This window comes from Azoarcus sp. DD4 (genome assembly GCF_006496635.1).
In the GTDB taxonomy this organism is placed as follows: domain Bacteria; phylum Pseudomonadota; class Gammaproteobacteria; order Burkholderiales; family Rhodocyclaceae; genus Azoarcus.
Window position 1 is genome coordinate 1,977,178 of the sequence record NZ_CP022958.1, and the last position, 22,106, is coordinate 1,999,283.

The following is a 22,106-nucleotide window of genomic DNA, read 5'->3' on the forward strand; positions in this document are numbered from 1 at the left end:
GGACTCATCCCCGATCGACGTGCCGCAGCGCTTCGGGCAGCCAGGCCTCGATCTGGCCGACGAAGGTTTCGGGCACGATGGGCTTGGGCAGGTAGCCGTCGAAGCCGGCGAGCATCACCTTGTTGCGGTCGCCGCTCATCGAAAAGGCGGTCACGGCGATCACCGGCGTCCCGTGCAGGGACGGCTCTGCGCGCAAGCGGGTGAGGAGTTCGTAGCCGTCCATGTGTGGCATCTGCAGGTCGCTGATCACCAGGTCGGGCCGTTCGCGCTGCGCGACTGCCAGCCCTTCGGCGCCGTCGGTGGCGCTGAGCACGGTGTGGCCGGCGTGCTGCAGCAGGTAGCGCACCAGCTCGAGGTTGGCCGGGTTGTCTTCGACGACGAGAATGCGGGCGGCCATGCTCAGCGCTCCGGCAGGGTCAGCGTGAACACGCTGCCTTCGCCATGGGTGCTGCGCATCGAGATGCGGCCACCGATCTGACCCGCCAGCTTCTGGCTCAGATGCAGGCCGAGCCCGGTGCCTTCGGGCGCGTGGCCGGAGGCCGGCGCGATGCGCGAGAAAGGTGCGAACAGCCGTGCCTGGTCTTCCGCATGGATGCCGATGCCGCTGTCCTCGACGCTCAGTTCGACCGCTGATGCTTCGCCATCGGGCCGGTGGCACAGGCTCACGTGCACGCTGCCGTGGGCGGTGAACTTGATCGCATTCTGCAGCAGGTTGATGACGATCTGGCTGAAGGCGCGCCGGTCGGTATGCAGCACACAGGCCTGCGCCGGCAGCGTCAGCGTCAGCGCCAGGCCCTTGCCTTCGGCCTGCGGACGCAGGGTGCCGACCAGCTCTTCCAGGGTGGCGCACAGGTCTACCGGCTCCGTGGCCGGCTCGAACTTGCCGGCCTCGATCTTGGCAATGTCGAGCAGGTCGTTGATGAGCGCCAGCAGGTGGCGGCCGCTTTGCTGCACCGTGCGCAACTGTTTCTCCTGGTCGGCATTGAGCGGGCCGGGCAGCTTCATCAGCAGCGTGCCGGTGAAGCCGATGATGGCGTTGAGCGGCGTGCGCAGCTCGTGGCTCATGCTGGCGAGGAAGTGGTCCTTGGCGGCGTTGGCATTGGCCAGTTCGACGTTTTTCTCCTGCAGCGCGCGCTCGAAGCGCTTGCGTTCGGTGATGTCGCGGATGGCGCTCGACACCAGGGTGCCGTCTTCGGTTTCGAGCGGGCTGAGGCTGATCTCCACCGGAAACTCGTCGCCGTTCTTGCGCCGGCCGTAGAGTTCCAGCCCGACGCCCATCGGGCGTACCCGCGGATCCTGAAAGAAGCCGTTGCGGTGGCCGGGATGCTGGGCGCGGAAGCGCTCGGGCAGCAGGATCTCGATTGCCTGGTCTATGAGTTCGTCGCGCGCGTAACCGAACAGTTTTTCGGTCTGCGAATTCACCAGCACGATGCGGCCCTGGCGATTGACGATGATGATCGCGTCCGGCGCCGACTCGAGCAGGCTGCGGAACTTCTCTTCCGCCTTCTTGCGGCCGCTGATGTCGCGGATCGCACTCATCACCAGCGTGCCTTCCTCGGTGAGCAGCGGGCTGAGGCTGATTTCGACCGGGAACTCGGTGCCGTCCTGGCGCAGGCCGTAGAGTTCCAGGCCCATGCCCATGGTGCGCGTGCGCAACTGGCCGAAGTAGTGCGAACGATGCGCCACATGGCTGCCGCGCAGGCGCGACGGCAGCAGCATTTCGATCGGTTGGCCGCGCAGCGTGCCGGCATCGTAGCCGAACATCGCCTCGGCCTGGCGGTTGGAGAAGACGATGCGGCCGGTGGGATTGACCATGACGATGCCGTCGGGCATGGATTCCAGCAGGTCGCGATAACGGGCGTCGACCAGCTTGGCGTCGCGCGTCACCTTCAACTGGGTGACGTCCTTCTTGTTGATGATCAGGTAGCGCACGGTGCCGTCCTCGTCGCGCACCGTCTTGCCCGAGATCGACACATAGACGAGCGAGCCGTCCTTGCGCCGCCGGATCGATTCCGAGGTGGCATAGCCGTGGCCGATCGCTTCGTGCAGCAGGGCCCGTTCCTCCTCGATGCGGTCGGCGGGCACGACGAGGTCTATCAGCGCCTGGCCGACGGCGGCTTCCGCGCTGTATCCGAAGAGCGTCTCGGCTCCCTTGCTCCAGTGCTCGACGCCGCCTTCGGGAGTGAGCACGATGAAGGCATCGGGGGATTCGTCCAGCAGCAGTCTGCAAACGTCGATCGGCATGCCCGCTCCAGTGGGTCACCATGCTCCGGGCGCGTTCCCGTTCCGGGCTGTCAGGTTCGAACGGATACGGAGCGGCGGGGAATCGAAAATCATTGCCGCACGCCATGACTCCGCAATACGCGCCGTTGCGTGGCGGGATGTTGTCGGCGGGCGTTCCCGGCGTTCGCATGGCATGAAATGCGAATGAAATAGACCGCCGGGAATGTTGTATTAATAGCAAAGTCAGCTTGCTTAGCCAACTGATTTTGTCGGGTATTCCCCTGCTGCTGTCATGGGTTCGGGCTGGAGAAGCACATGTGGCGCGGCTCCTGCGCGGGGCGCTTCATATCCCGCTGTTACGCCGGGCATGCGGTCTGCGTCGTGCGGACCGCGCGGGCGGAAAGCGCCACCAGGCGGCGGCGACCAGCAGGCCGAACACCGTGTATGCCAGGCCGAAGACCCAGGCGGGCGCCTCGTAGAAGAGCAGGCGCTGCAGCCAGTAAGCGACGAAGCCTTGCTCATGGACTGCCGTGCCGGCCTGGGCGCGCAACCACATTTCCAGCGTGGTGAGCGGGCAGGCGAGGCCGAGCCAGGATTCCAGGACGACAATGGCGATGGCCGCGAGATGCGCGGCGCGGAAGCTCCAGCGATTTACCCACGGCCACGACAGCCGGTTGCCGATCACGATCGCCACCAACCCGCCGATCACGAACAGGACGAGGGCGAAGTGGATGGCCAGCACGAGATCGGCGAGCAGGCGATAGGGCGGCGTGGGCATGGTGCGCGACCTCCCGGCGCGTCTGACCCGGTCTGTACTTGGACAGGGCGGGTGTCGCGGTGCTCCCGGGGACGCTGCAACAGGCCGGCAGCCGTGGCGGCCGCCGGCGGATTGGCGCTAGACGGCGCGCTGCAGCACGCCTATCGGCGGCGCCCAGCTTTCCGCCGGCGGCTTCTTGCGCGTCACCAGGGTGAGCTGGGCGGGCGCGAAGACGTTGGCGTTGTGGGTGACCGGGGTGGTGATCAGGTACTGCGCGCGGGTGGCGCGCAGGAAGGTGCCGACGCGGTCGATGTTGGCGACGTCGAGGTGGGCGAAGGGCTCGTCGATGAACACGAAGCCGCCGGGGCGGGCGTCGTCCATCAGCAGCGCCACCAGCAGGATCAGCGACTTCATCACCTGCTGGCCGCCGGAGGCTTCGCCGTCGTTGAGGCCGACCGCGCCCTTGCGGTCGAAGTCGAAGCGCACTTCGAGGCCGGCCTGGGCGAGCGAGAGGTCGTCGTTGTCCAGGTGCGGCGCCGGACAATCGACGTCGAGGTTGGCCAACTCACCGAGCGCCTTCAGGTTCTTGCCGTACTGGCGCACGGTAGCGCGCAGCTTGGCGATGTAGGCGGCGCGCGCCTCGTCGGTATGGCGGCGGGCGGTGGCACAGTAGGCCTGGCGGTCGCCGTAGTCGCGCTCGCGGCCGGTGAGGTCGGTGGTGAGGCGGTCGCGCAGGGTGAGCACGGTGCCGTCGGTGACCCAGTCGCCTTCGTCCATGTGGCGGCGCAGGCGGTCGAGCTGCAGGCGGGCGCCGCGGGCGTCGCCGTACTTTTCGGCCAGCAGGGCGAGTTCGGCGCTGTCCAGCCAGTGCGCCGGCATGCCGCGGCGGCGCCGGCGCAGCTTGAGGATGCGCTCGGCCTGGCTGCGGCGGCGCGGCGCGTTGTCGCGGGCGATGTCGGCCAGTCGCAGCTCGATGTTCTTCAGCTCGCGGTTGCGGCGGTCGAGTTCGATTTCAACGCCGCGCAGCTTCTCGGCCACCTCGTCGAGCGCACCGCGGGTCGCTGCACGTTCGGCGATCGCTTCGGTCAGCGCCTTGCGCGCGGCCGGCAGCTCGGCGTCGGCGGCGGCGTATTTCTCGGTGTTGGCGGCGAGCAACTGGGCCGATTGCAGCCCGAGCAGGCGCTGGCGGATGCCGGCAAGGCGCTCGCCGGCGGCGTCGAGTTTGGGCCGCAGCGCCTGCAACTGCTTGTCCAGCCCGGCGATCTCGGCGGTGAGCGCGTCGATGCGCGACTGGCGCGCCAGTTCGCCGAAGTGGAAGTCCTGCGGCCGGCCGAGGTGGCGGGCGCCGCGGCGTTCGCGATGGTAGCCGTCGCGGGTGATCCATTCCTGCTCGCGCGGCAGCTTGCGCGCGGATTCGGCGTCTTCCACGCGGCGGATGCGGTTGAGCAGGTCGGTGAGCCAGCGCGGCACCGGGGCGTCGATGTTCACCACTTCGGCCAGGCTCATCGGCTTGGGCGGCGGCGGGGTTTCGCGCTCCGGCACGATGAAGTGGCGGAAGCGTTCGCGCTCGCCCAGCGCCCAGGCGGCGTGGCGGTCGCTTTCGTGTTCGAGCAGGATCACATGGCGGTAGGGCCGCAGGATGGCTTCGAGCGCTGCCTGCCAGGCCGGGTCGGTGACTTCCAGCACCTCGGCGAGGCTCTGGTGAGCGATGCCCTCGGCGCTGAGCTTGACGCGGAAGCGGCTGACCTCGGCGTCGCCCGGCGGGCCGCTGCGGCTGCGCTCGCCACGCAGCTGTTCGGTCTTTTCCTCGAAGGCGGCGACCAGTTCGCGTTCCTTGCGGCGCAGCGCGACCAGCGCGGCGTCGGCCTCCTCGTGCTCCTTCTCCAGCGCCACCGCGTCGGCGCCGTGTTCGCTGGCGAGCTGGGCGCGCAGCGCGTCGCGCTCGGCGGTGAGCTTTTCAAGGTCGCGCACCCGGTCGTGGGCGGCGAGGTGCTGGCGTTCGGCCTCGTCGGCGTGGGTCTTCAGCCGGCTGCGCTCGGCGGTGGCGGTGCTCTGTTCGGCCCGGATCTGCTCCAGCCGGGCGCGGGCGTCGCGCTGTTCGCGCTGGCGGTCCACGCGTTCCTCGTCGAGGCGCAGCAGCTCATGGCGTTCGTTCTCGACTTCGCGGGCGAGTTCGGCGGTTTCCAGGCGCGGCACGATCTCGGCTTCGAGCGCGTGGATTTCGTCGGCGAGCTGCTTCCATTCGAGGAAGCGGTCGGCCTCGAGGCGCTTGGTCTCGGCCTGCGCGCGCAGGCGGTCGAGGTCGAGCCCGAGGCTTTCGATTTCGCGCTCGGCGTTCTTCTGTTCCTCGCGGGCGGCGTCGTAGTTGTCGAGCACCTCCTTGTCGCCGAACACGTCGAAGACCAATTCCAGCAGCGCCTTGGGCGAGTATTCGCACAGCTTGTCGGTGTCGCCCTGTTCCAGCGACAGCACCTTGGCGATCGCTGGGGTCAGGCCGCCCCAGGCGAGCCGCGTCTGGTAGTCGCGCAGGCCGGTCCAGTCGCTGCTGTTCTCCAGCTCCTCGATGCTGAGGTTGCCGTCGATGATCGCGTAATCGCGCGTCCAGTCGCCGCCGGCCTTGCGGATGCGGCAGGCGAGCGTGACTTCGTCCTGCAGGCAGGGGAAGAAGGGGCGGCGGCCGCTGCTGCCCGGCTTGTTGGCGACCACCGCGCGTATCCACGCGAAGCTGCGGTCGGCGCGGCGCACGTAGCGGCGGAAGTCGCGCTTGCCCGAGCAGCGCAGCGCGAAGAGCGTGCGCATCGCGTCGAGCAGGGTGGTCTTGCCCGAGCCGTTGGGGCCGACGATGGTGATGATCTGGGCGTCCAGCGGCAGCGTGAAGCGGCGCCAGTAGTCCCAGTGGACCAGCTCTAGGGTCTTGATGTGGAACATCGGGATCAGTCTTCCGGTTCTTCGTCGGGCAGGGTGTCGGCCACCTCGAAGGCGTTGGCCTCGGGCACCGGATGGCCGGCTTCGGCGAGCACTTCGGCGAGCGTGCCGTGGATGACGCGGTCGGCCAGCATGCGGTAGTCGAGCGCGACGTCGAGCAGCGGGCCTTCGATGACCATGCCGTTGCGCCGTTCGATGAAGCCGAGGCGCGCGAGCTTGCCGAGCATGAAGTTGCGCACCTTGGTCTTGCCGCCGAGGCGGGTGCCGAAGTCGGCGATCAGCGAGGCTTCCGACAGCCCGGCCGAGACCGCGTCGCCGTGCGCCACCGGCTTTTCGCCGCCGAACATGTCGCCCTGGCCGTCGTCATCGGTCTCGCGCCGGGTGACCTGGCGTTCGCGCTTGGGCAGCACGATCAGCGACCACACGATGACCAGCAGCGCGACCTCGTCGCGGGTGAGGCCGAGGTTGCTGGCGGCGTATTCGCGGCTGGAACCGAACACCGGGTCGTACATGTCGGTGTTCAGCCCGACCGCGACGTTGGCGGCGTAGGGGTTGTCGAGCAGGCGCAGGCCGACGGCCTCGAGGCGGCGGTCGAGTTCGAGGCGGAAGGTCTCGTCCACCAGCGCGCGCCGCACCATGCGGTCGGTGCGCGGCAGCCAGCGGTTGGCCAGCAGGCGGGCGGTGAGGGTTTGCAGTTCGTGATCCATGGGGCTCCCTCAGGGTGTGGCGGGGGCTAGGCCGGGTTCTTCCGTGCCGGCGTCCGGCATGGGGCGGTCGCGGCGGGCGACGTGGCCGGCGCTCATCGCGGCGATCTCGTCCTCGCCGACCGGCACCAGGGTGTCGCCGAAATGCACGTCCAGCGGCTGGTTCATGAAGACGGCCACCGGGCCGTCGGCGGGGCCGCTGCTGTCGGCGTCGGCCAGCAGGGCGAGCAGCGACAGCCGGTAGCTGGCCGGGGCGAAACCGCCGCCGCCCACCAGCTGGTGCAGCGGGGTGGGTTCGGCGACGCGGCCGAGGCGTTCGCCGAAGTGTTCGAGCAGGCGCAGGTCTTCATGCTCGGGCGCGACCGACACCGGCGCGCTGTCGGCTTCCGGCAGCACCGCGGCGATGGCCTCGGCGCGCGGGTCGTCCGCCAGCGTGGCTTCGGCGCGGTCGAGCAGTTCGTGGCCGCCGGCGAGCAGTGCCGGCGCGGGCGAGACGTCGAGCGCGCCGACCATCATCGCCGCCAGCGTGGCGGCGTCCTGGCGACGCAGCCAGGCGGCGACGTCGGACGACGAGATGCCCGAGCCGCCCAGCGTGACGCGCTGGGTCTCGATCTTGTTCAACGCGCGCTGGAAGGCGGCATCCACCCGCGCCAGCCGCGACTGCGCGAGGCCGATGCGCTGGGCGACACGGGCGATCTCGAAATCCACCTCGGGATCGGCCAGCAGCTCGCGCAGGATGGCGGTGCCGCGGTCCAGCCAGCGGCCGTTGGCCTTGAGCCGGCTGCGCGCGGTGACGATGCGGAACTCCGAGCCGGAGGCGATCGCCTCCTCGAAATGCCAGGTGAGGTCGTTGAGCTTGGACAGCAGATGGCTGAGGTTTTCCGCGGTAACGTTGCCGGTGGCCGACAGCCCGGCCAGCTGGGCGGTGAGGAAGCCGAGCTCGGCGTCTTCCCCGGCGCCGAACTGCAGCAGCATGCCGAGCGCCGCCACCGCGTTGCGGCCGAGGTCGGACAGGTGGTACAGGCCGTCCTCGCCGATGGCGAGCAGGTCGTGCTCGCGCAGGCGCTTCAGCACGGTTTCCAGCTTGACCGTGTCGAGGTAGGAGAAGCGGCGCCGCAGCGAATCCGGCGACCAGCGCGGCGCCTCCGATTCCTGGCCGATCTCGCGCAGGACGAGCAGGCGCAGCAGCACCTCGGCATCCGAGCCGCGGAACAGCGAGATGAAGGTGCCGATGATGCCGCGCGCGCCCAGCAGCGGGGCGAGCTCGGGCACGTCGTCGGGGACGACGCCGGCAGCGAGAAAGTCCGAGAGGTCTGGAGCGGTCATCAAAAAAACGGAGCCGGCCGCGGCGGGCCGGCTCTTCGCGGGTTGCGTGCGGGGATCAGACGCCCTGCTTGAGGCTGGCGGCGATGAAGTTGTCGAGGTCGCCGTCGAGCACCGCCTGGGTGTTGCCGACTTCGTAGCCGGTGCGCAGATCCTTGATGCGCGACTGGTCGAGCACGTAGCTGCGGATCTGGTGGCCCCAGCCGATATCGCTCTTGCTGTCTTCCAGCTTCTGCTGCTCGGCCTGGCGCTTGCGCAGTTCCAGCTCGTACAGGCGCGCCTTCAGCATGGACATCGCCTCGTCCCGGTTGCGGTGCTGCGAACGGTCGTTCTGGCACTGCACGACGATGCCGGTGGGCTGGTGGGTGATACGCACCGCCGAGTCGGTCTTGTTGATGTGCTGGCCGCCGGCGCCGGAGGCGCGGTAGGTGTCGACGCGCAGGTCGGCCGGGTTGATCTCGATCTCGATCGAATCATCCACTTCCGGATACACGAACACCGAAGTGAAGCTGGTGTGGCGGCGGGCGTTGGAGTCGAACGGGCTCTTGCGCACCAGGCGGTGGATGCCGGTCTCGGTGCGCAGGAAGCCGTAGGCGTATTCGCCACTTACCTTGATCGTGCAGTTCTTGATGCCGGCGACTTCGCCTTCGGTCTCTTCCAGCAGTTCGACGGAAAAGCCCTTCTTTTCGCCGTAGCGCAGGTACATGCGTTCGAGCATGCCTGCCCAGTCCTGCGCCTCGGTGCCGCCGGCGCCAGCCTGGATTTCGACGAAGCAGGCGTTCGGGTCCATCGGGTTGGAGAACATGCGGCGGAACTCGAGCTTGCCGACCAGCGCTTCCAGCGCACCCAGATCGGCCTCGACCGCCTCGAAGGTGTCGTCGTCGCCTTCCATGTCGGCGAGGTCGAAGAGGTCCTTCAGGTCGATCGCCTGCTGCTCGATCTGCTGCAGCGTCAGCACCACGTCTTCGAGCTGGCGCTTTTCCTTGCCCAGTTCCTGGGCGCGGGCGGCATCGTTCCAGACGGCCGGGTCTTCGAGCGCGCGGTTTACTTCTTCGAGCTTCGATGCTTTCTCATCGTAGTCAAAGATACCTCCGGAGTTCGCGACCGCGGGCGGCGAGGTCGGCGAGTTTTTCGGCGATGGCGTTCTTGCGTTCGGCTTCCATGTGCGGCTCCGGGACAATGCGGAAAACCCGGCATTATACCGGTGCATGGGCGCTTCCCTGCATGCGGCTTGGGGCTGGGAACGCAAATGCGGCCGGGATGCGCGCCAGCGGGTAATCACGGACGCGGCGGACGGCCATTCGCGGGTAAACTCCGCGCCCTCGCCACCGCCCGCGCACCCGACGATGGATATCACCACGCCCGCTTTGCTGTTTCCGGCGATTTCGCTGCTGCTGCTCGCCTACACCAACCGCTTCCTGACGCTGGCGCAGGTCATCCGCCAACTGCACGCCTCGCCGGAGCACGACAGCCCGCTGGTGATGCGGCAGATTCCGGGGCTCAAGCGCCGCATCCAGTTGATCCAGTACATGCAGTCTTCCGGCGTGCTGAGCTTTCTGCTGTGCGCGCTGTCGATGCTGGCGCTGTTCATGCACGGTGAGGCGGCCGGCAAGCTGCTGTTCGGCACCAGCATCGTCGCGCTGGCGGTGTCGCTGGTGCTGTCGCTGTTCGAGGTGCTGATCTCCACCAATGCGCTATGGGTGGTGGTCGAAGACATGCAGCGCGGCGGCAAGCGCAGCAACGGCGGCGACGAGACGCCGCCCTTGCTCTGACTGGCGAACTCAGGCCTGGGCGGCCAGCGCGGCGATCACCTTTTCGCGCATGGCGGCGAGCGCGGCCGGGTCGGCGTTGTCGCGCGCATGGGCGCGCAGCGGCTGTTCCGGCGAGCGCGGGATGATGTGGAAATGCACGTGGGGCACCGTCTGACCGGCAGCGGCACCGTTGAACTGCGAGATCAGCATGCCGGGTGCGCCGGTGGCGGCCTGCACCGCGCGCGCCAGCTTCTGGGTGGTGAGGATGGCGGCCTGCAGCGCGGCGGGCGAAAGATCGACCAGCAGTGCGGCCGGCTCCTTGGGCAGCACCAGGGTGTGGCCTTCGGCCTGCGGCATGATGTCGAGGAAGGCGAAGGTGGCGTCGTCCTCGTACACCTTCTGGCAAGGCAGTTCGCCGCGCAGGATGCGGGCGAAGACGTTGTTGTTGTCGTAGCTCATCGTTGAATCTTCCTTGTTCTGATGAAGGGTCGGCGGCTGGTGCCGTCGCCGCACCGATGTCCGCGATTATATCGGCGTGCGCGATTCCGTCTGCCCTCACGCCGGGCGATTTGCCCGGGACTGCCCGCAACCCCGCTGCATAGAATCGTCCCACCCTGACGGTGGAGACGACGATGAAAAATAGATATGCGACGTGGGCGGGCCCGGCCGCCCTGGCGCTGGGGATGCTGGCCGGCCACCAAGCCGCGGCCGGCGAATTGCAGCTAAGCGTGGGGCCGGAGCGAGTGTGGACGGCGCTGGCCGCGCGCGCCGGCAGCGCGCTGGTGGCGGACGACATGCGCTACGAAGGACGCCTGGCGCTGGGTGGTGGCGAGCCTGTCCGGGTGTCGGTCGACTGGGATGAACACAGCGGGCTGACGCGACTGGGGTGGACCGACTCCGCAGATGCGCCGGATGCCGTGGCCGGCTGGATGGAGGGGGTGGCCGCCGACGCCGCCCGCCTGCCGCAGCGCAACCGTTATTGCCGCGGCCTGGTTCCCGACCCGCGCCACGCCGACGTTCCCGAGCCGAGCATCGATGCCGCCACTCGCTGCGGCATGGGCACCGGCAATTTCTCGTCCGCGCTGCTGGAACTGGAAAAGTGCGGCGATCACGAAACCACGCTGCGGCTGCTGAGCATCTGCTCGCGCGAGGGCCATGCCGGCGGGCTGGTGCGGATCGCGCAGCTGTACGAGATCGGCAGCGGCGTGCCGCGGCGGCCCGAGCGCATGGCGCATTTCCTGGAAAGGGCGGCGGCGGCCACCGGCACCGGATACCACATAGGTGCCAAGACGCTGTACGCGACCGCGCTTTACTTCGGCGTCGGCACCGCAGCTGACCGGCCGCGCGCGCTGGCCTTGTTCCGCAGCGCCGCCGCGCTGGGCGATGCCGACGCCGTCGATTTTCTGCGCAGTGGCAGCCACAGCGCCTGGCGCCAGGCGGACGGTAGCCTGTTCCACGATCCGGATTTTCCTGCAGGAGGACTGCAATGAAGCGGGTGCTGCCCGCGCTCGCAGGCCTGCTGCTCGCCGGCGGTGCGGCGGCGGCCGCAGACGAAGGCGATCTCAGCTACCGCAGCCATATCGACAGCCCGCGGCGCTTCAAATGCCTGTACGGCTACGCCGCCGACAAGACCGGCGACCATGCCGCGGCGATCCGCATCTTCGAGGACTGCATCGCGCGCTGGAACGACGTGTATTCGATGATCTGGCTGGCGCAGATCCTCGAAACCGGGATCGGCACGCCGCGTGATCCGGTTCGCGCCGCCCGCTTGATGGAGCGCGGCGCCCAGGTCGAAAACGACGCCCATGCCAGCCTCGCGCGCTACCACTGGGGCGTGGTGCTCGCCCAGGGCCGCGGCGTCCCGGCCGACCTGCCGCGGGCGCGCTACTGGCTGCGCCGTGCCGCCGCCGAAGGCGTCGCCGACGCGGCCGAATTCCTCCAAACCATCGACACCAATGAGGCAAACCCATGATCGGAATCTGGCAATCCGCAAGTCAAACCTATCTGCTCGGGCTGTGCATCGTCACCACCGCGGTCTTCGCGCTGCCCATCACCTTCGCACCGCTGCGCTGGGCCCGGCTGATGCGCTGGCGTATCCCGGAGCACACCGACCTGGCGGTGTATTTCGGCCGCTGCCTGGGCTGCTTCATCCTGATCGTCGAGGCCCTGATGCTGCGTGCCGCGCTGGCCGGCACCGCCATCGTGCCGACCTTCGAGATCCTGGTGGCGATCTTCGCCGGCATGGTGCTGCTGCATGTGGTTGGCGCGATCCAGCGCATCCAGCCCTGGACCGAAACGGCCGAGATCGGGCTCTACAGCCTGTTGCTGGCGCTGACGCTCGGCTTCTTTCCGGTTGCTGCCTGAGCCGGGCCTCAGTCGCCCAGGCCCAGGCGGCGGGCGAGGCGCACCAGCTCGAAGTCGTTGGCCGCGCCCAACTTGGCCTTGATCTGGTAATGGGTGTTGTGCACCGTCTTCGCGCTGAGGAAGAGCGCGGTGGCGATGTCGGCAACCGGCGTGCCGGCCAGCAGCAGGCGCAGCACTTCGAGTTCGCGCGGGCTCAGGCCGTTGGTGGCGGGCGGATCGGGTTCGCGCAGCGCGGCCCGGACCTCGGCGGCAAGGTCCGGGCTGACGAAGCTGCGGCCGCCGGCCACCTCGCGCACGGCGTGCTGCAGCACCTCGGGCGGGCTGCTCTTGGTCACGTAGCCGAGTGCGCCGGCGCGTATCGCCTGCACCGCCCACAGCACGTCGCGATGCATGCTGAAGGCCAGCAGCCGCGCCTGCGGGTCGCGCTGGCGGATGCGGGCGAGCAGTTCGAGGCCGCCGATGTCGGGCAGGGCAAGATCGAGGATGGCGAGGTCGGGCTGCAGTTCGCGCCATCGCTGCAGGCCCAGCGCCCCGGTCGCGGCTTCGCCGGCTACCACGATGTTGCCTTGCTGTTCGAGCAGGCGGCGATAGCCCTGGCGCACCACCGCGTGGTCGTCGACCAACAGCAGCCGGATCACGGCCGCGCCTCCGGCAGCGGCCAGCCGGCCGCCAGCCGCATGCCACCCGCGTGCAGCGGCGCCAGCGCGACGCTGCCGCCGAGGGCCGCGACCCGCTCGGCCATCCCGGACAGTCCGTGGCCGCCGCGCGTGTCCATGGCGGAACCGTCGGCAAGGCCGTCGTCGACGACTTCCACCTCGATCCGGCCACCATCGCAGGCAACGGCGACCGTCACCCGGTTCGCGCAGGCATGTCGCAGCGCATTGGTGAGACCTTCCTGGACGATGCGGTACACATGCACGGCGAACTCGCCCGGCAAGGCAGCCAGATCGCCGCGTACCGCGAGTTCGGTCTCCACCGGCGTACCGTCGGGACGGCGGCGGGCATCGCGTACCAGTTGGGCGAGGCAGTTGCCGAGGCCGAAGGCGTCCAGGCCGGGCGGGCGCAGGCGCTGGACGATGCCTTGAACGCTTTCGTGCAACTGCGCGAGGCTGGTTTCGATGATGTCCAGACTTGGCAGCAGCGCGGCCTTGTCGCCGTCGGCGACATGGCGCAGGAAGGCGGCTTCCGCCCGCAGCGATGTGAGGTGCTGGCCCATGTCGTCGTGCAGCTCGCGGGCGAGATGGCGGCGTTCGGCTTCGCGCGCATCGAGCAGGCCGGTGGCGAGCCGGCGCTCGGCGGCGCGGGTTTCGCCCAGCTGGCGGGCAAGACTGTTGAAGTCCTCGCCGATGCGGCGGAATTCGCGCAGCTCGAAAGCCGGCAGGCGCACCGTGGTGTCGCCGGCTTCGAGCTGGCCGATGGCGGCCAGAATGCGATCGGCTGGCCGCAGCGCGCGCCGCACCGGCGCGATCAGCACTACCGCCAGCGCCGCCAGGGCCAGCCATGCCAGGGCGAGGACACCGACGGCGCCGAGCCAGCCCGACAGCTCGGCGGCCCAATGCGGGGCGACGCGGATCTCGCCGACCGTCACCCCGGGCGGGCGCAGCAGGCCGAAGCGGGCGACGCCCGCGTCCCCGGCGAGTGCGGCCAGCCCGCTTGCCGGAAGCGCCGTGCCCGCCAGTGCGGGGGCGGGCGCCATGCAGTCGCGGGCGATCACGCGGCCCCACAGGTCCTCGACCTCGACGCAGAATGCAAGCCGCCGCGCCAGCGGTGCGAGCACGGCGAGATCCACCGCGATCTGCTCGCGGTTGAAGGGGTCGGCGAGGCGCGGCTGGTCCTGGCTGAGCAGTTGCTGGACGATGGCGCCGGTGGGTTCGAGATCGCTGAGCGCCGCCTGCCGCGCCAGCCAGCCGAGCGCGGCAAGCCCGATGCCGGTGGCGGCGAGTCCGAACAGGACGATGCGGATCAGCAGCGCGCGCTGCAGGTCGAACGCGGCGGCACTGGCGGCAGCGGGTTGGCGGTGTGTGGGCGCGGAAGGCGCAGGCGTTGGATTCATCGGCGGGGCGGGGCGGCGGCGAGGGCCGTCATCTTCCTGCCGCCGCATCCCGAATGGAAGCGGGTATCGCCCAGGCGGGCAAATTGCCCGGCCGGCGCAACGCGGGCAAAGCGCGCTCAGGCTGCTTCGAAGTGCTCCAGCATCAGCTGCACGTTGCTGACACCGTTGTACTCGTTGATCGACAACCGGTAGGCGGCGCGGATGGTGTCGGGCGCGCCGTCGGCGAAGTTGAACTGGATTGCGTCGTAGCGCACGCCCTGCTTGGCCAGTTCCAGCTTGAGGTGGCGGTCCTTGAGCACGCGCTGGCGTTCGACCCGGAAGATGTCGTCGAACACCGGCGCCGGAAAGCCCTGGCCCCAGATCTCCTGCTCCAGCAGGCGGGCGGATTCCAGCCCGAGGTAGCCGGATTCGAGCGCACCGTCGGTTTCGATGCGCCGCTGCAGCGCCGCCGGATCGACCAGGCCGGCCACCACTTCCTCGAATACCGCGGTGAAGCGGTCGAAGTCCGCCTCGCGGATGGTGAGGCCGGCCGCCATCGCATGGCCGCCGAAGCGCACGATCAGGTCGGGATGCTGTTTGGTGACGAGGTCGAGCGCGTCGCGCAGGTGCAGGCCGGCAATCGAGCGGCCGGAGCCCTTGAGCTCGCCCTCGTTGCCGCGCGCGAAGGCGATGGTCGGCCGGTGCAGCTTCTCCTTGATGCGGCCGGCGACGATGCCGATCACCCCCTGGTGCCAGTCCGGCTCGAACAACGCGATGCTGGCGCTGGCGCCGGGATCGAAACCTTCCAGCCGCAGCGCGGCCTCTTCCTGCATGCCGGCTTCGATGCTGCGGCGTTCGCGGTTGAGCTTGTCGAGTTCCTGGGCGATGTTCATCGCGCGGCCGACGTCGTCGGTGATCAGGCATTCGATGCCCAGGCTCATGTCCGACAGCCGTCCGGCGGCGTTGAGCCGCGGACCGAGGGCGAAGCCGAGGTCGAAGGTGGTGGCGCGCGAGGGTTCGCGGCCGGCGGCGGCGAACAGCGCGCGGATGCCCGGCTGCATGCGGCCGGCGCGCATGCGCTGCAGCCCCTGCGAGACGAGGATGCGGTTGTTGTGGTCGAGCTTGACCACGTCGGCCACGGTGCCGAGCGCGACCAGGTCGAGCAGGTCGGCGAGGTTGGGTTCCTGGCCGCCGGCGAAGGCACCGCGTTCGCGCAGTTCGGCGCGCAGCGCGAGCATGGCGTAGAACATCGCGCCGACGCCGGCCAGCGCCTTGCTGGGGAAATCGCAGCCGGGCTGGTTGGGGTTCACGATCACGTCGGCCTCGGGCAGCACGTCGCCCGGCAGGTGGTGGTCGGTGATGATGGTGGCCATGCCGTGGGCGCGCGCAGCGGCGATGCCCTCGACGCTGGCGATGCCGTTGTCCACGGTGATCAGCACGTCCGGCTCCAGCCGCGCGGCGATCTCCACCATCGCGGGAGTGAGGCCGTAGCCCAGCGTGACGCGGCCGGGCACCAGGTAATGTACGTCGGCGCCGAAGGCACGCAGTGCGCGCATGCCGACCGCGCAGGCGGTGGCGCCGTCGCAGTCGTAGTCGGCGACGATGACCATGCGGGCGCCGGCCTCGATGGCGTCGGCCAGCAGTTGCGCCGCCTCGGCGGCGCCGGTGAGCGCCTGCGGCGGCAGCAGCGCCTTCAAGGAGTTGTCGAGTTCGCTGCTGCGGGCGATGCCGCGTGCGGCGTAGAGGCGGGCGAGCAGCGGATGGATGCCGGCGTCGGCAAGGGCCGCAACGGCGCGCTGCGGAACCGCGCGGGGCTGGATCTGGATCATGGGTGTCCGTGTTCGGTGTGCATCGCGCCGGCCGGGGTTTCCGGCCGTTGCGGCGGTGGCACGATCTGCTTGAGCAGGGCGTCGAGCGACTGCGGCTTGCGCCAGAACTTCCAGCGCTGGCCGGCGCGCACTTCGAGTTCGAAGCCGGCGTGGTCGCCGGGGGCGGTGATGCGCAGGCGCTGCAGCTTGCCGCCGAGCATCGCCGCGAGCGGGGCGAACCAGTCGCGTTCGAGCGTGATGAGGGCTTCGCGCCAGCGGTCGAGGTCGAGCTGCAGGGCGGGGCGCTGCAGCGCATCGAGCACCACCAGGCTGTCGCCGGCGAGGGCGGCTGCGGAGTGCGCCGGCTGCGGCGTCGCCCCGGCGAGGCGGGCGAGGCCGACGCTCAGCGGATCGCTGGCGAGCACCGTGGGGCAGGGCGCGACGGTGCGTTCCGGCAGCATGCCGGCGCCCCAGAACCACAGGCTGTTGAGGGTGCGCAGGCCGCGGCCTTCGCGCGCCTGGTTGAGCGCATGGTTGTGCAGCACGATCTGCACTTCGTTGAGCGTGCGCTGCCACAGTCGGGCGTCTTCGCCTTCCGGCAGGAAATGGGCGATCGGACGGCCGACCACGTCGGTCAGCGGGAAGAGGCTTGCCCGTGTCGGCGCCGCCAGTTTCAGGTACCAGCGCCGCGGCGCCGGCGCCTCGAAGCGGCCGATGTCGGCGAAGGTGTCGTTGAGCGCGGCGAGCAGGGTGTCGGCGTCCTGCTGGTCGACTTCGCTGTCGTCGAGTTCGGTGAGCAGCAGGTGTTCGCGGGCGAACTGCAGGTGCACCGGGTCGGCGCACAGCCATTGCCCGTCGCGCGCCATCCCTGCGCCATCGGCTTCGCCCAGCCGGCGCAGCGCGGCGTAGGGAATCGCGTCGACCGCCATGCCGAAAAGCCGCGCCAGCGCCGCGTCGCCGGAGCGATCGTCGAGCGCGCGCCGTTCGCCCAGTCCGAGCAGGCGTTCGAGGCCGGACAGGGCAAGACTGCCGGCCGGGGCGGTGGCATGCGGCGTCGGCCAGATCAGGCCGGGGATGACGAGGTGGATTTGCATGGCGGGGAGGGGAAGCGAAGCGGCCGCAGTCTAGCACGCAGTGCCGTACGGCCGGCCGCCGACTAGGCGCCGGCATGGTGCTGCGCATGCCATCCGGAAAGCCCCCGCCCGGCAATAACCCCACGGAAAAAAAGTTAGTGTTTACCGGGGCTTGGGCGGCGCGGGCGGCTACAATGGCGGCCATCATGAATGCAGTGCCTACGATATTGCCGGCCGGCGCCTCGCCGCGTCGGTCAGCCCCTTTTCTGCCGACCTCGCGCGCCGAGATGGACAAGCTCGGCTGGGACGCCTGCGACGTCATCCTGGTGACCGGTGACGCCTATATCGACCACCCGAGCTTCGGCATGGCGCTGGTCGGCCGCCTGCTCGAAGCCCACGGCTTTCGCGTCGGCATCATCAGTCAGCCCGACTGGCATTCGGCCGAGCCCTTCCGCGCGCTCGGCAAGCCGCGGCTGTACTTCGGCATCACCGCGGGCAACATGGATTCGATGGTCAACCGCTACACCTCCGACCGCAAGATCCGCTCCGACGACGCCTACACGCCCAACGCCGAAGCCAACAAGCGGCCGGACCGCGCGCTCACCGTGTATGCCCAGCGCGCCCGCGAAGCCTATCCCGACGCCAACGTGGTGATCGGCAGCATCGAGGCTTCGTTGCGCCGCATCGCCCACTACGACTACTGGTCGGACAAGGTGCGGCGCTCGGTGCTGCCGGACTCCAAGGCCGACATCCTGTTGTTCGGCAATGCCGAGCGCGCGCTGGTGGCGCTGACCCAGCGACTGGCGGCGGGCGAACCGATCGAATCCATCCGCGACCTGCGCGGCACCGCCTTCATGGCCAAGCCGGGCTGGCGGCCGGAAGGCTGGGTCGAGATCGATTCGCTCGCGCTCGACAAGCCGGGCCGCATCGACAGCCATGCCGATCCCTACGCGATGGAGCCGCAGGGCAGCGCGATGCAGCCCGCCGCCGACGGCGCCCAGCCGGTGCGCATCGTGCCGGCGGCTGAACGCGTCGCGGCCCGGCGCGCGGCACGGGAGCACACCGTGGTGCGCCTGCCTGCCTATGAAGCCGTGAAGGACGACGCGGTGCTGTACGCCCACGCCTCGCGTGTGTTCCACCTCGAATCCAACCCCGGCAACGCGCGTGCGCTGGTGCAGCGCCACGGCGAAGGGCCGGGCGCACGCGAGGTCTGGCTCAACCCTCCGCCGCTGCCGCTGACCACGCCGGAGATGGACTTCGTCTACGGCCTGCCCTATGCGCGCCAGCCACATCCGGCCTACAAGGGCGCGCGCATTCCGGCCTGGGACATGATCAAGTTCTCGGTGAACATCATGCGCGGCTGCTTCGGCGGCTGTACCTTCTGCTCGATCACCGAGCACGAGGGCCGCATCATCCAGAGCCGGTCGGAACAATCCATCCTGCGCGAGATCGAGGAAATCCGCGACAAGTCGCCGGACTTCAAGGGCCATATCTCGGACCTCGGCGGCCCCACCGCCAACATGTACCGGATGGCGTGCAAGGACCCCAAGATCGAGCAGTCCTGCCGCCGGCTGTCCTGCGTCTATCCCGGCATCTGCGAGAACCTCGGCACCGACCACGGCCCGCTGATCCAGATCTACCGCAAGGCGCGCGCGCTGCCCGGCATCAAGCGCATCACCATCGGTTCCGGCCTGCGTTACGACCTCGCGGTCCGCTCGCCGGAATACGTAAAGGAGCTGGTGACCCACCACGTCAGCGGCCTGTTGAAGATCGCGCCCGAGCACAGCGAGGAAGGCCCGCTCTCCAAGATGATGAAGCCGGGCATGGGCGCCTACGAGGCCTTCCGCAAGCTGTTCGAGAAGTACTCGAAGGAAGCCGGCAAGAAGCAGCACTTGGTGCCTTACTTCATCGCCGCTCACCCCGGCACCACCGACGAAGACATGCTCAACCTGTCGCTGTGGCTGAAGGCAAACGACTTCCGCCTCGACCAGGTGCAGACCTTCCTGCCGACGCCGATGGCGCTCGCCACCGCGATGTACCACACCCGCAAGAATCCGCTAAAAAAAGTGAGCGCCGATTCCGAGGCGGTGGACACCGTGCGCACCGGCAAACTGCGCCGCCTGCACAAGGCTTTCCTGCGCTGGCACGACCCGGAGAACTGGCCGATGCTGCGCGAGGCGCTGATGCGCATGGGCCGTGCCGACCTGATCGGCAACGGCCCCGACTGCCTGGTGCCGCGCCAGCAGCCGGCCGCCGCGGCCGCGCCTGCGGGGCGGGGCGCGACACCACGCGGCCAGTCGCAACGCGGCAGAACGAGCGCGCCTGCCGGGAAGCCGGCGGAAGGTCGCGGCCGGCCGGCGTTACCTGCAGCGCGCAAACCGGCTCCGAACCGGCGCGGTGCGCGGGGTTGAGATTGCAGCGTCGGGGCGGGGGTAATTCCCGCTCCGAATCAACTCGAAGCGTTTTCGCCCTCCCAATCGACATGGCTAGACGGCACAATGCCGGGCTTGCCGCTTTGCCGGTCTCCTGCCGCCCTCATACCTGATGCGTTACGAATTCCTCGTCGGCCTGCGCTACACCCGCTCGCGCAAGCGTGCGCAAGGCCGCAACCGCTTCATCTCCTTCATCTCGCTGGTCTCCATGCTGGGCATCGCGCTCGGCGTGGCCGCGCTCATCGTCGTGCTGTCGGTGATGAACGGCTTCCAGGAGGAGTTGCGCACCCGCATCCTCGGCGTGGCTTCGCACGTGGTGGTGCAGGGGCTGGAAGGCGAACTGCCATCGTGGCAGCAGGTGGCGGACGAAGCCGGTCGTCATCCGTCGGTGAAGGCGGCGGCGCCCTTCATCCAGGAGCAGGGCATGCTCTCCTTCGACGAGGTGGTGCGCGGGACGCTGGTGCGCGGCGTGATCCCCGCCGTCGAGGACAAGGTCGCCGACTTCGGCCGCTACATGAAGGCGGGCAGCCTGGATGCGCTGCAGGCCGGCCGCTTCGGCATCGTGCTCGGCCGCGATCTGGCGATGAGCCTGCGGGTGCATCTGGGCGACAAGGTCACCCTGATCGCGCCGCAGGGCCTGGTGACGCCGGCGGCGGTGCTGCCGCGGGTCAAGCAGTTCGAGGTGGTCGGCATCTTCGAGGCCGGCATGTACGAATACGACTCCGGCCTGGCGCTGGTGCACATGGCGGACGCCCAGGCGCTCTATCGCATGGGCGACGGCGTGACCGGCGTGCGCCTCAAGCTCGACGACCTCTTCGCCGCGCCGCGGGTGGCGCGCGAACTGGTGGGCTACATCGAGCAGCCCAACGCCATGATTTCCGACTGGACCCGCAGCCACGCCAACTTCTTCCGAGCGGTGGCGCTCGAGAAAACCATGATGACGCTGATCCTCTTCCTCATCGTCGGCGTGGCCGCGTTCAACATCGTGTCGACCCTGGTGATGGCGGTGCAGGAGAAATACGCCGACATCGCCATCCTGCGTACGCTGGGGGCGAGTCCGGGTTCGATCATGGCGATCTTCGTGCTGCAGGGCTCCATCATCGGCCTGGTCGGGCTGGTGGCCGGCGTGGTCGGCGGGCTGGCGATCGCGCACAACCTCGACGTGGTGATCCCGGCGCTGGAGGCGATCACCGGCGCCACGCTGTGGAACAAGGAAATCTATTACATCAACGAGCTGCCCTCGAAGGTGCTGATGAGCGACGTGGTGACCATCCTGACTGTCTCCTTCGTGCTGACCCTGCTCGCCGCACTCTACCCAAGCTGGCGGGCATCCAAGGTGAATCCGGCGGAGGCGCTGCGTTATGAGTGAGCTGACCGTACTCGCCTGCGAGGGCTTGCAGAAGCAGTTCCGCGAAGGCGCCGACGCCCTGCGGGTGTTGGGCGGCAATGGCGAAGGGCAGGGCGTCAGCCTGTCGGTGGCGCGCGGCGAGCGGCTCGCCATCGTCGGCGCCTCGGGTTCCGGCAAGAGCACGCTGCTGCATCTGCTGGGCGGGCTGGACGTGCCGACGGCCGGCAAGGTGAGCCTGATGGGGCAGGACTTCTCCCGGCTGTCGGATGCGGCGCGCGGCAATCTGCGCAATGCCGCGCTGGGCTTCGTCTACCAGTTCCACCACCTGCTGCCGGAATTCACCGCGCTGGAGAACGTGGCCATGCCGCTCTACATCCGCCGCATGGACAAGGCAGCGGCCGACGAAAAGGCGTCGGCGATGCTGCATGAAGTCGGGCTGGGTCACCGGCTGGATCACACGCCGGGCGAACTCTCCGGCGGCGAGCGCCAGCGCGCCGCGATCGCGCGCGCGCTGGTGACGCAGCCGGCCTGCGTGCTGGCCGACGAGCCCACCGGCAATCTCGACCGCCGCACCGCCGAGAGCGTGTTCGACCTGATGCTCTCGCTCAACGAGCGCCACGCCACCAGCTTCGTCATCGTCACTCACGACGAGGCGCTGGCCCGCCGGGTGCAACGCACCCTGCGCCTGCAGGACGGCCTGCTGGTCTAGTTCGAGGCAGGAGGCGCGGCCTTGCGCCGCGCGCCGCGGCGGCGCCAGTGGCGTATCAGCCACCAGCGCCAGACCGCCTTGACGCCGACGTAGCCGGCCAGCGACAGCGTCGCCGCCAGCAGCACCAGGCCGAGCGCCAGCGGCTTGCCCAGATCCACCATCCAGCCCCCCAGCGCCACTATCCAGCCACCGAGGTCCATGCCGCTCATCTCGGGCGGCGCGGTGAAGGTGTGCTGCCCGCCCAGCACCCAGGCGCCGATGTTGAAGGCGAGGATGTAGAGCGGCACCAGGGTCAGCGGATTGGTGTAGAGCGTGGTGAGCAGGGCAAGCGGCAGATTCACCCGGAAAACCACACAGCACAGCGCCGAACTCGGCATCTGGAAGGGGCCGGGTACCAGGCCGCAAAACAGCCCCACCGCCACCGCACCCGCCGCCGAATGGCGGTTGAGGTGCCACAGGCGCGGATGCAGCAAGGTGTTGGCGAACGGGCGCAGCCAGCGGTTTTCGCTCACTGTCTCGTGCTTGGGCAGGAATCGCTTCAGTGCTTTGCGCATGGTCTCCAGGCTTGCGACGCGGAAGGGCGGCCGGCGCGTCCTCGGCGAATTCTAGCCCAGCGGCGGGCGACGGGTTCCGCTTGCCGCCGTAGCGGCCCGCCGT

20 protein-coding genes are annotated in these 22,106 nt (G+C 69.2%); 7 read left to right on the top strand and 13 right to left on the bottom strand.

Annotation, left to right across the window (positions count from 1 at the left end; all coding sequences use genetic code 11):
• Positions 1–4: 4 nt before the first annotated feature.
• The 7 genes from CJ010_RS09255 to prfB form a co-directional block, all read right to left on the bottom strand.
• Entirely contained in the window at positions 5–397 is a 393-nt protein-coding gene (locus tag CJ010_RS09255) for a response regulator (protein WP_141017763.1), read from the bottom strand.
• 2 nt (positions 398–399) lie between these two features.
• Positions 400–2,244, bottom strand: a complete 1,845-nt coding sequence (locus CJ010_RS09260; protein ID WP_141017764.1) for a PAS domain S-box protein — start codon at positions 2,242–2,244, stop codon at positions 400–402.
• Between the two features lie 322 nt (positions 2,245–2,566).
• On the bottom strand, positions 2,567–3,001 hold the full coding sequence (locus CJ010_RS09265; RefSeq protein WP_141017765.1) for a DUF2784 domain-containing protein: 435 nt from the start codon (positions 2,999–3,001) through the stop codon (positions 2,567–2,569).
• 117 nt (positions 3,002–3,118) lie between these two features.
• Positions 3,119–5,908, bottom strand: a complete 2,790-nt coding sequence (locus CJ010_RS09270; RefSeq protein ID WP_141017766.1) for an ATP-binding protein — start codon at positions 5,906–5,908, stop codon at positions 3,119–3,121.
• Positions 5,909–5,913: 5 nt separating this feature from the next.
• Complete coding sequence (locus CJ010_RS09275) at positions 5,914–6,612, bottom strand: hypothetical protein (protein ID WP_141017767.1); 699 nt, start codon at positions 6,610–6,612, stop codon at positions 5,914–5,916.
• A gap of 9 nt (positions 6,613–6,621) precedes the next feature.
• A complete protein-coding gene (locus tag CJ010_RS09280) occupies positions 6,622–7,935 on the bottom strand; it encodes a hypothetical protein (RefSeq protein ID WP_141017768.1) in 1,314 nt (437 codons plus the stop codon).
• Between the two features lie 55 nt (positions 7,936–7,990).
• Positions 7,991–9,095 (bottom strand): peptide chain release factor 2 gene (gene prfB / locus CJ010_RS09285; RefSeq protein ID WP_141017769.1). Its coding sequence is split into 2 segments (ribosomal slippage): positions 7,991–9,013 and positions 9,015–9,095, totalling 1,104 coding nucleotides; the frame shifts between segments, so codons are not numbered across the junction.
• A 183-nt stretch (positions 9,096–9,278) separates the two neighbouring features.
• Here prfB and CJ010_RS09290 point away from each other — a divergent pair.
• Positions 9,279–9,704: a DUF2721 domain-containing protein gene (locus CJ010_RS09290; RefSeq protein ID WP_141017770.1), complete on the top strand. Its 426-nt coding sequence runs from the start codon at positions 9,279–9,281 to the stop codon at positions 9,702–9,704.
• Between the two features lie 9 nt (positions 9,705–9,713).
• Here the strand turns inward: CJ010_RS09290 and CJ010_RS09295 are convergent, their stop codons facing one another.
• A complete protein-coding gene (locus CJ010_RS09295) occupies positions 9,714–10,142 on the bottom strand; it encodes an HIT family protein (RefSeq protein ID WP_141017771.1) in 429 nt (142 codons plus the stop codon).
• Positions 10,143–10,315: 173 nt separating this feature from the next.
• On the opposite strand from CJ010_RS09295, the gene CJ010_RS09300 reads away from it, so the two are divergent.
• From CJ010_RS09300 to CJ010_RS09310, 3 genes are read left to right on the top strand one after another with little or no spacing between them, the layout of a single operon-like run.
• Positions 10,316–11,173: a tetratricopeptide repeat protein gene (locus tag CJ010_RS09300; RefSeq protein ID WP_141017772.1), complete on the top strand. Its 858-nt coding sequence runs from the start codon at positions 10,316–10,318 to the stop codon at positions 11,171–11,173.
• Positions 11,170–11,655: a tetratricopeptide repeat protein gene (locus CJ010_RS09305; RefSeq protein WP_141017773.1), complete on the top strand. Its 486-nt coding sequence runs from the start codon at positions 11,170–11,172 to the stop codon at positions 11,653–11,655. Before CJ010_RS09300 ends, CJ010_RS09305 begins: the two co-directional genes overlap by 4 nt.
• The gene (locus CJ010_RS09310) at positions 11,652–12,047 is read left to right on the top strand and encodes a hypothetical protein (RefSeq protein ID WP_141017774.1); all 396 of its coding nucleotides are present in this window, start codon (positions 11,652–11,654) and stop codon (positions 12,045–12,047) included. The genes CJ010_RS09305 and CJ010_RS09310 overlap by 4 nt, the downstream gene beginning before the upstream one ends.
• Before the next feature lie 8 nt (positions 12,048–12,055).
• Here the strand turns inward: CJ010_RS09310 and CJ010_RS09315 are convergent, their stop codons facing one another.
• From CJ010_RS09315 to CJ010_RS09330, 4 genes are all read right to left on the bottom strand, one after another.
• A complete protein-coding gene (locus tag CJ010_RS09315) occupies positions 12,056–12,685 on the bottom strand; it encodes a response regulator transcription factor (RefSeq protein WP_141017775.1) in 630 nt (209 codons plus the stop codon).
• Positions 12,682–14,100, bottom strand: a complete 1,419-nt coding sequence (locus tag CJ010_RS09320; protein ID WP_240794541.1) for a histidine kinase — start codon at positions 14,098–14,100, stop codon at positions 12,682–12,684. Before CJ010_RS09320 ends, CJ010_RS09315 begins: the two co-directional genes overlap by 4 nt.
• 116 nt (positions 14,101–14,216) lie before the next feature.
• Complete coding sequence (gene recJ / locus CJ010_RS09325) at positions 14,217–15,908, bottom strand: single-stranded-DNA-specific exonuclease RecJ (protein ID WP_141017777.1); 1,692 nt, start codon at positions 15,906–15,908, stop codon at positions 14,217–14,219.
• Positions 15,905–16,981, bottom strand: coding sequence for a hypothetical protein (locus CJ010_RS09330; RefSeq protein ID WP_141017778.1), 1,077 nt, complete (start codon positions 16,979–16,981; stop codon positions 15,905–15,907). The genes recJ and CJ010_RS09330 overlap by 4 nt, the downstream gene beginning before the upstream one ends.
• A 185-nt stretch (positions 16,982–17,166) precedes the next feature.
• On the opposite strand from CJ010_RS09330, the gene CJ010_RS09335 reads away from it, so the two are divergent.
• From CJ010_RS09335 to lolD, 3 genes are all read left to right on the top strand, one after another.
• Positions 17,167–19,371 carry a YgiQ family radical SAM protein gene (locus CJ010_RS09335; protein ID WP_141017779.1) on the top strand — a complete coding sequence of 735 codons (2,205 nt, stop codon included), beginning with the start codon at positions 17,167–17,169 and terminating at the stop codon, positions 19,369–19,371.
• A 133-nt stretch (positions 19,372–19,504) separates the two neighbouring features.
• Positions 19,505–20,761: a lipoprotein-releasing ABC transporter permease subunit gene (locus CJ010_RS09340; protein ID WP_141017780.1), complete on the top strand. Its 1,257-nt coding sequence runs from the start codon at positions 19,505–19,507 to the stop codon at positions 20,759–20,761.
• Positions 20,754–21,449: a lipoprotein-releasing ABC transporter ATP-binding protein LolD gene (lolD, locus tag CJ010_RS09345; protein WP_141017781.1), complete on the top strand. Its 696-nt coding sequence runs from the start codon at positions 20,754–20,756 to the stop codon at positions 21,447–21,449. The genes CJ010_RS09340 and lolD overlap by 8 nt, the downstream gene beginning before the upstream one ends.
• Here the strand turns inward: lolD and CJ010_RS09350 are convergent.
• Positions 21,446–22,003 (bottom strand): DUF2062 domain-containing protein, encoded by a 558-nt coding sequence (locus CJ010_RS09350; protein ID WP_141017782.1) that lies wholly within the window; start codon positions 22,001–22,003, stop codon positions 21,446–21,448. The two genes, lolD and CJ010_RS09350, sit on opposite strands and share 4 nt — an antisense overlap.
• Positions 22,004–22,106 lie beyond the last annotated feature (103 nt).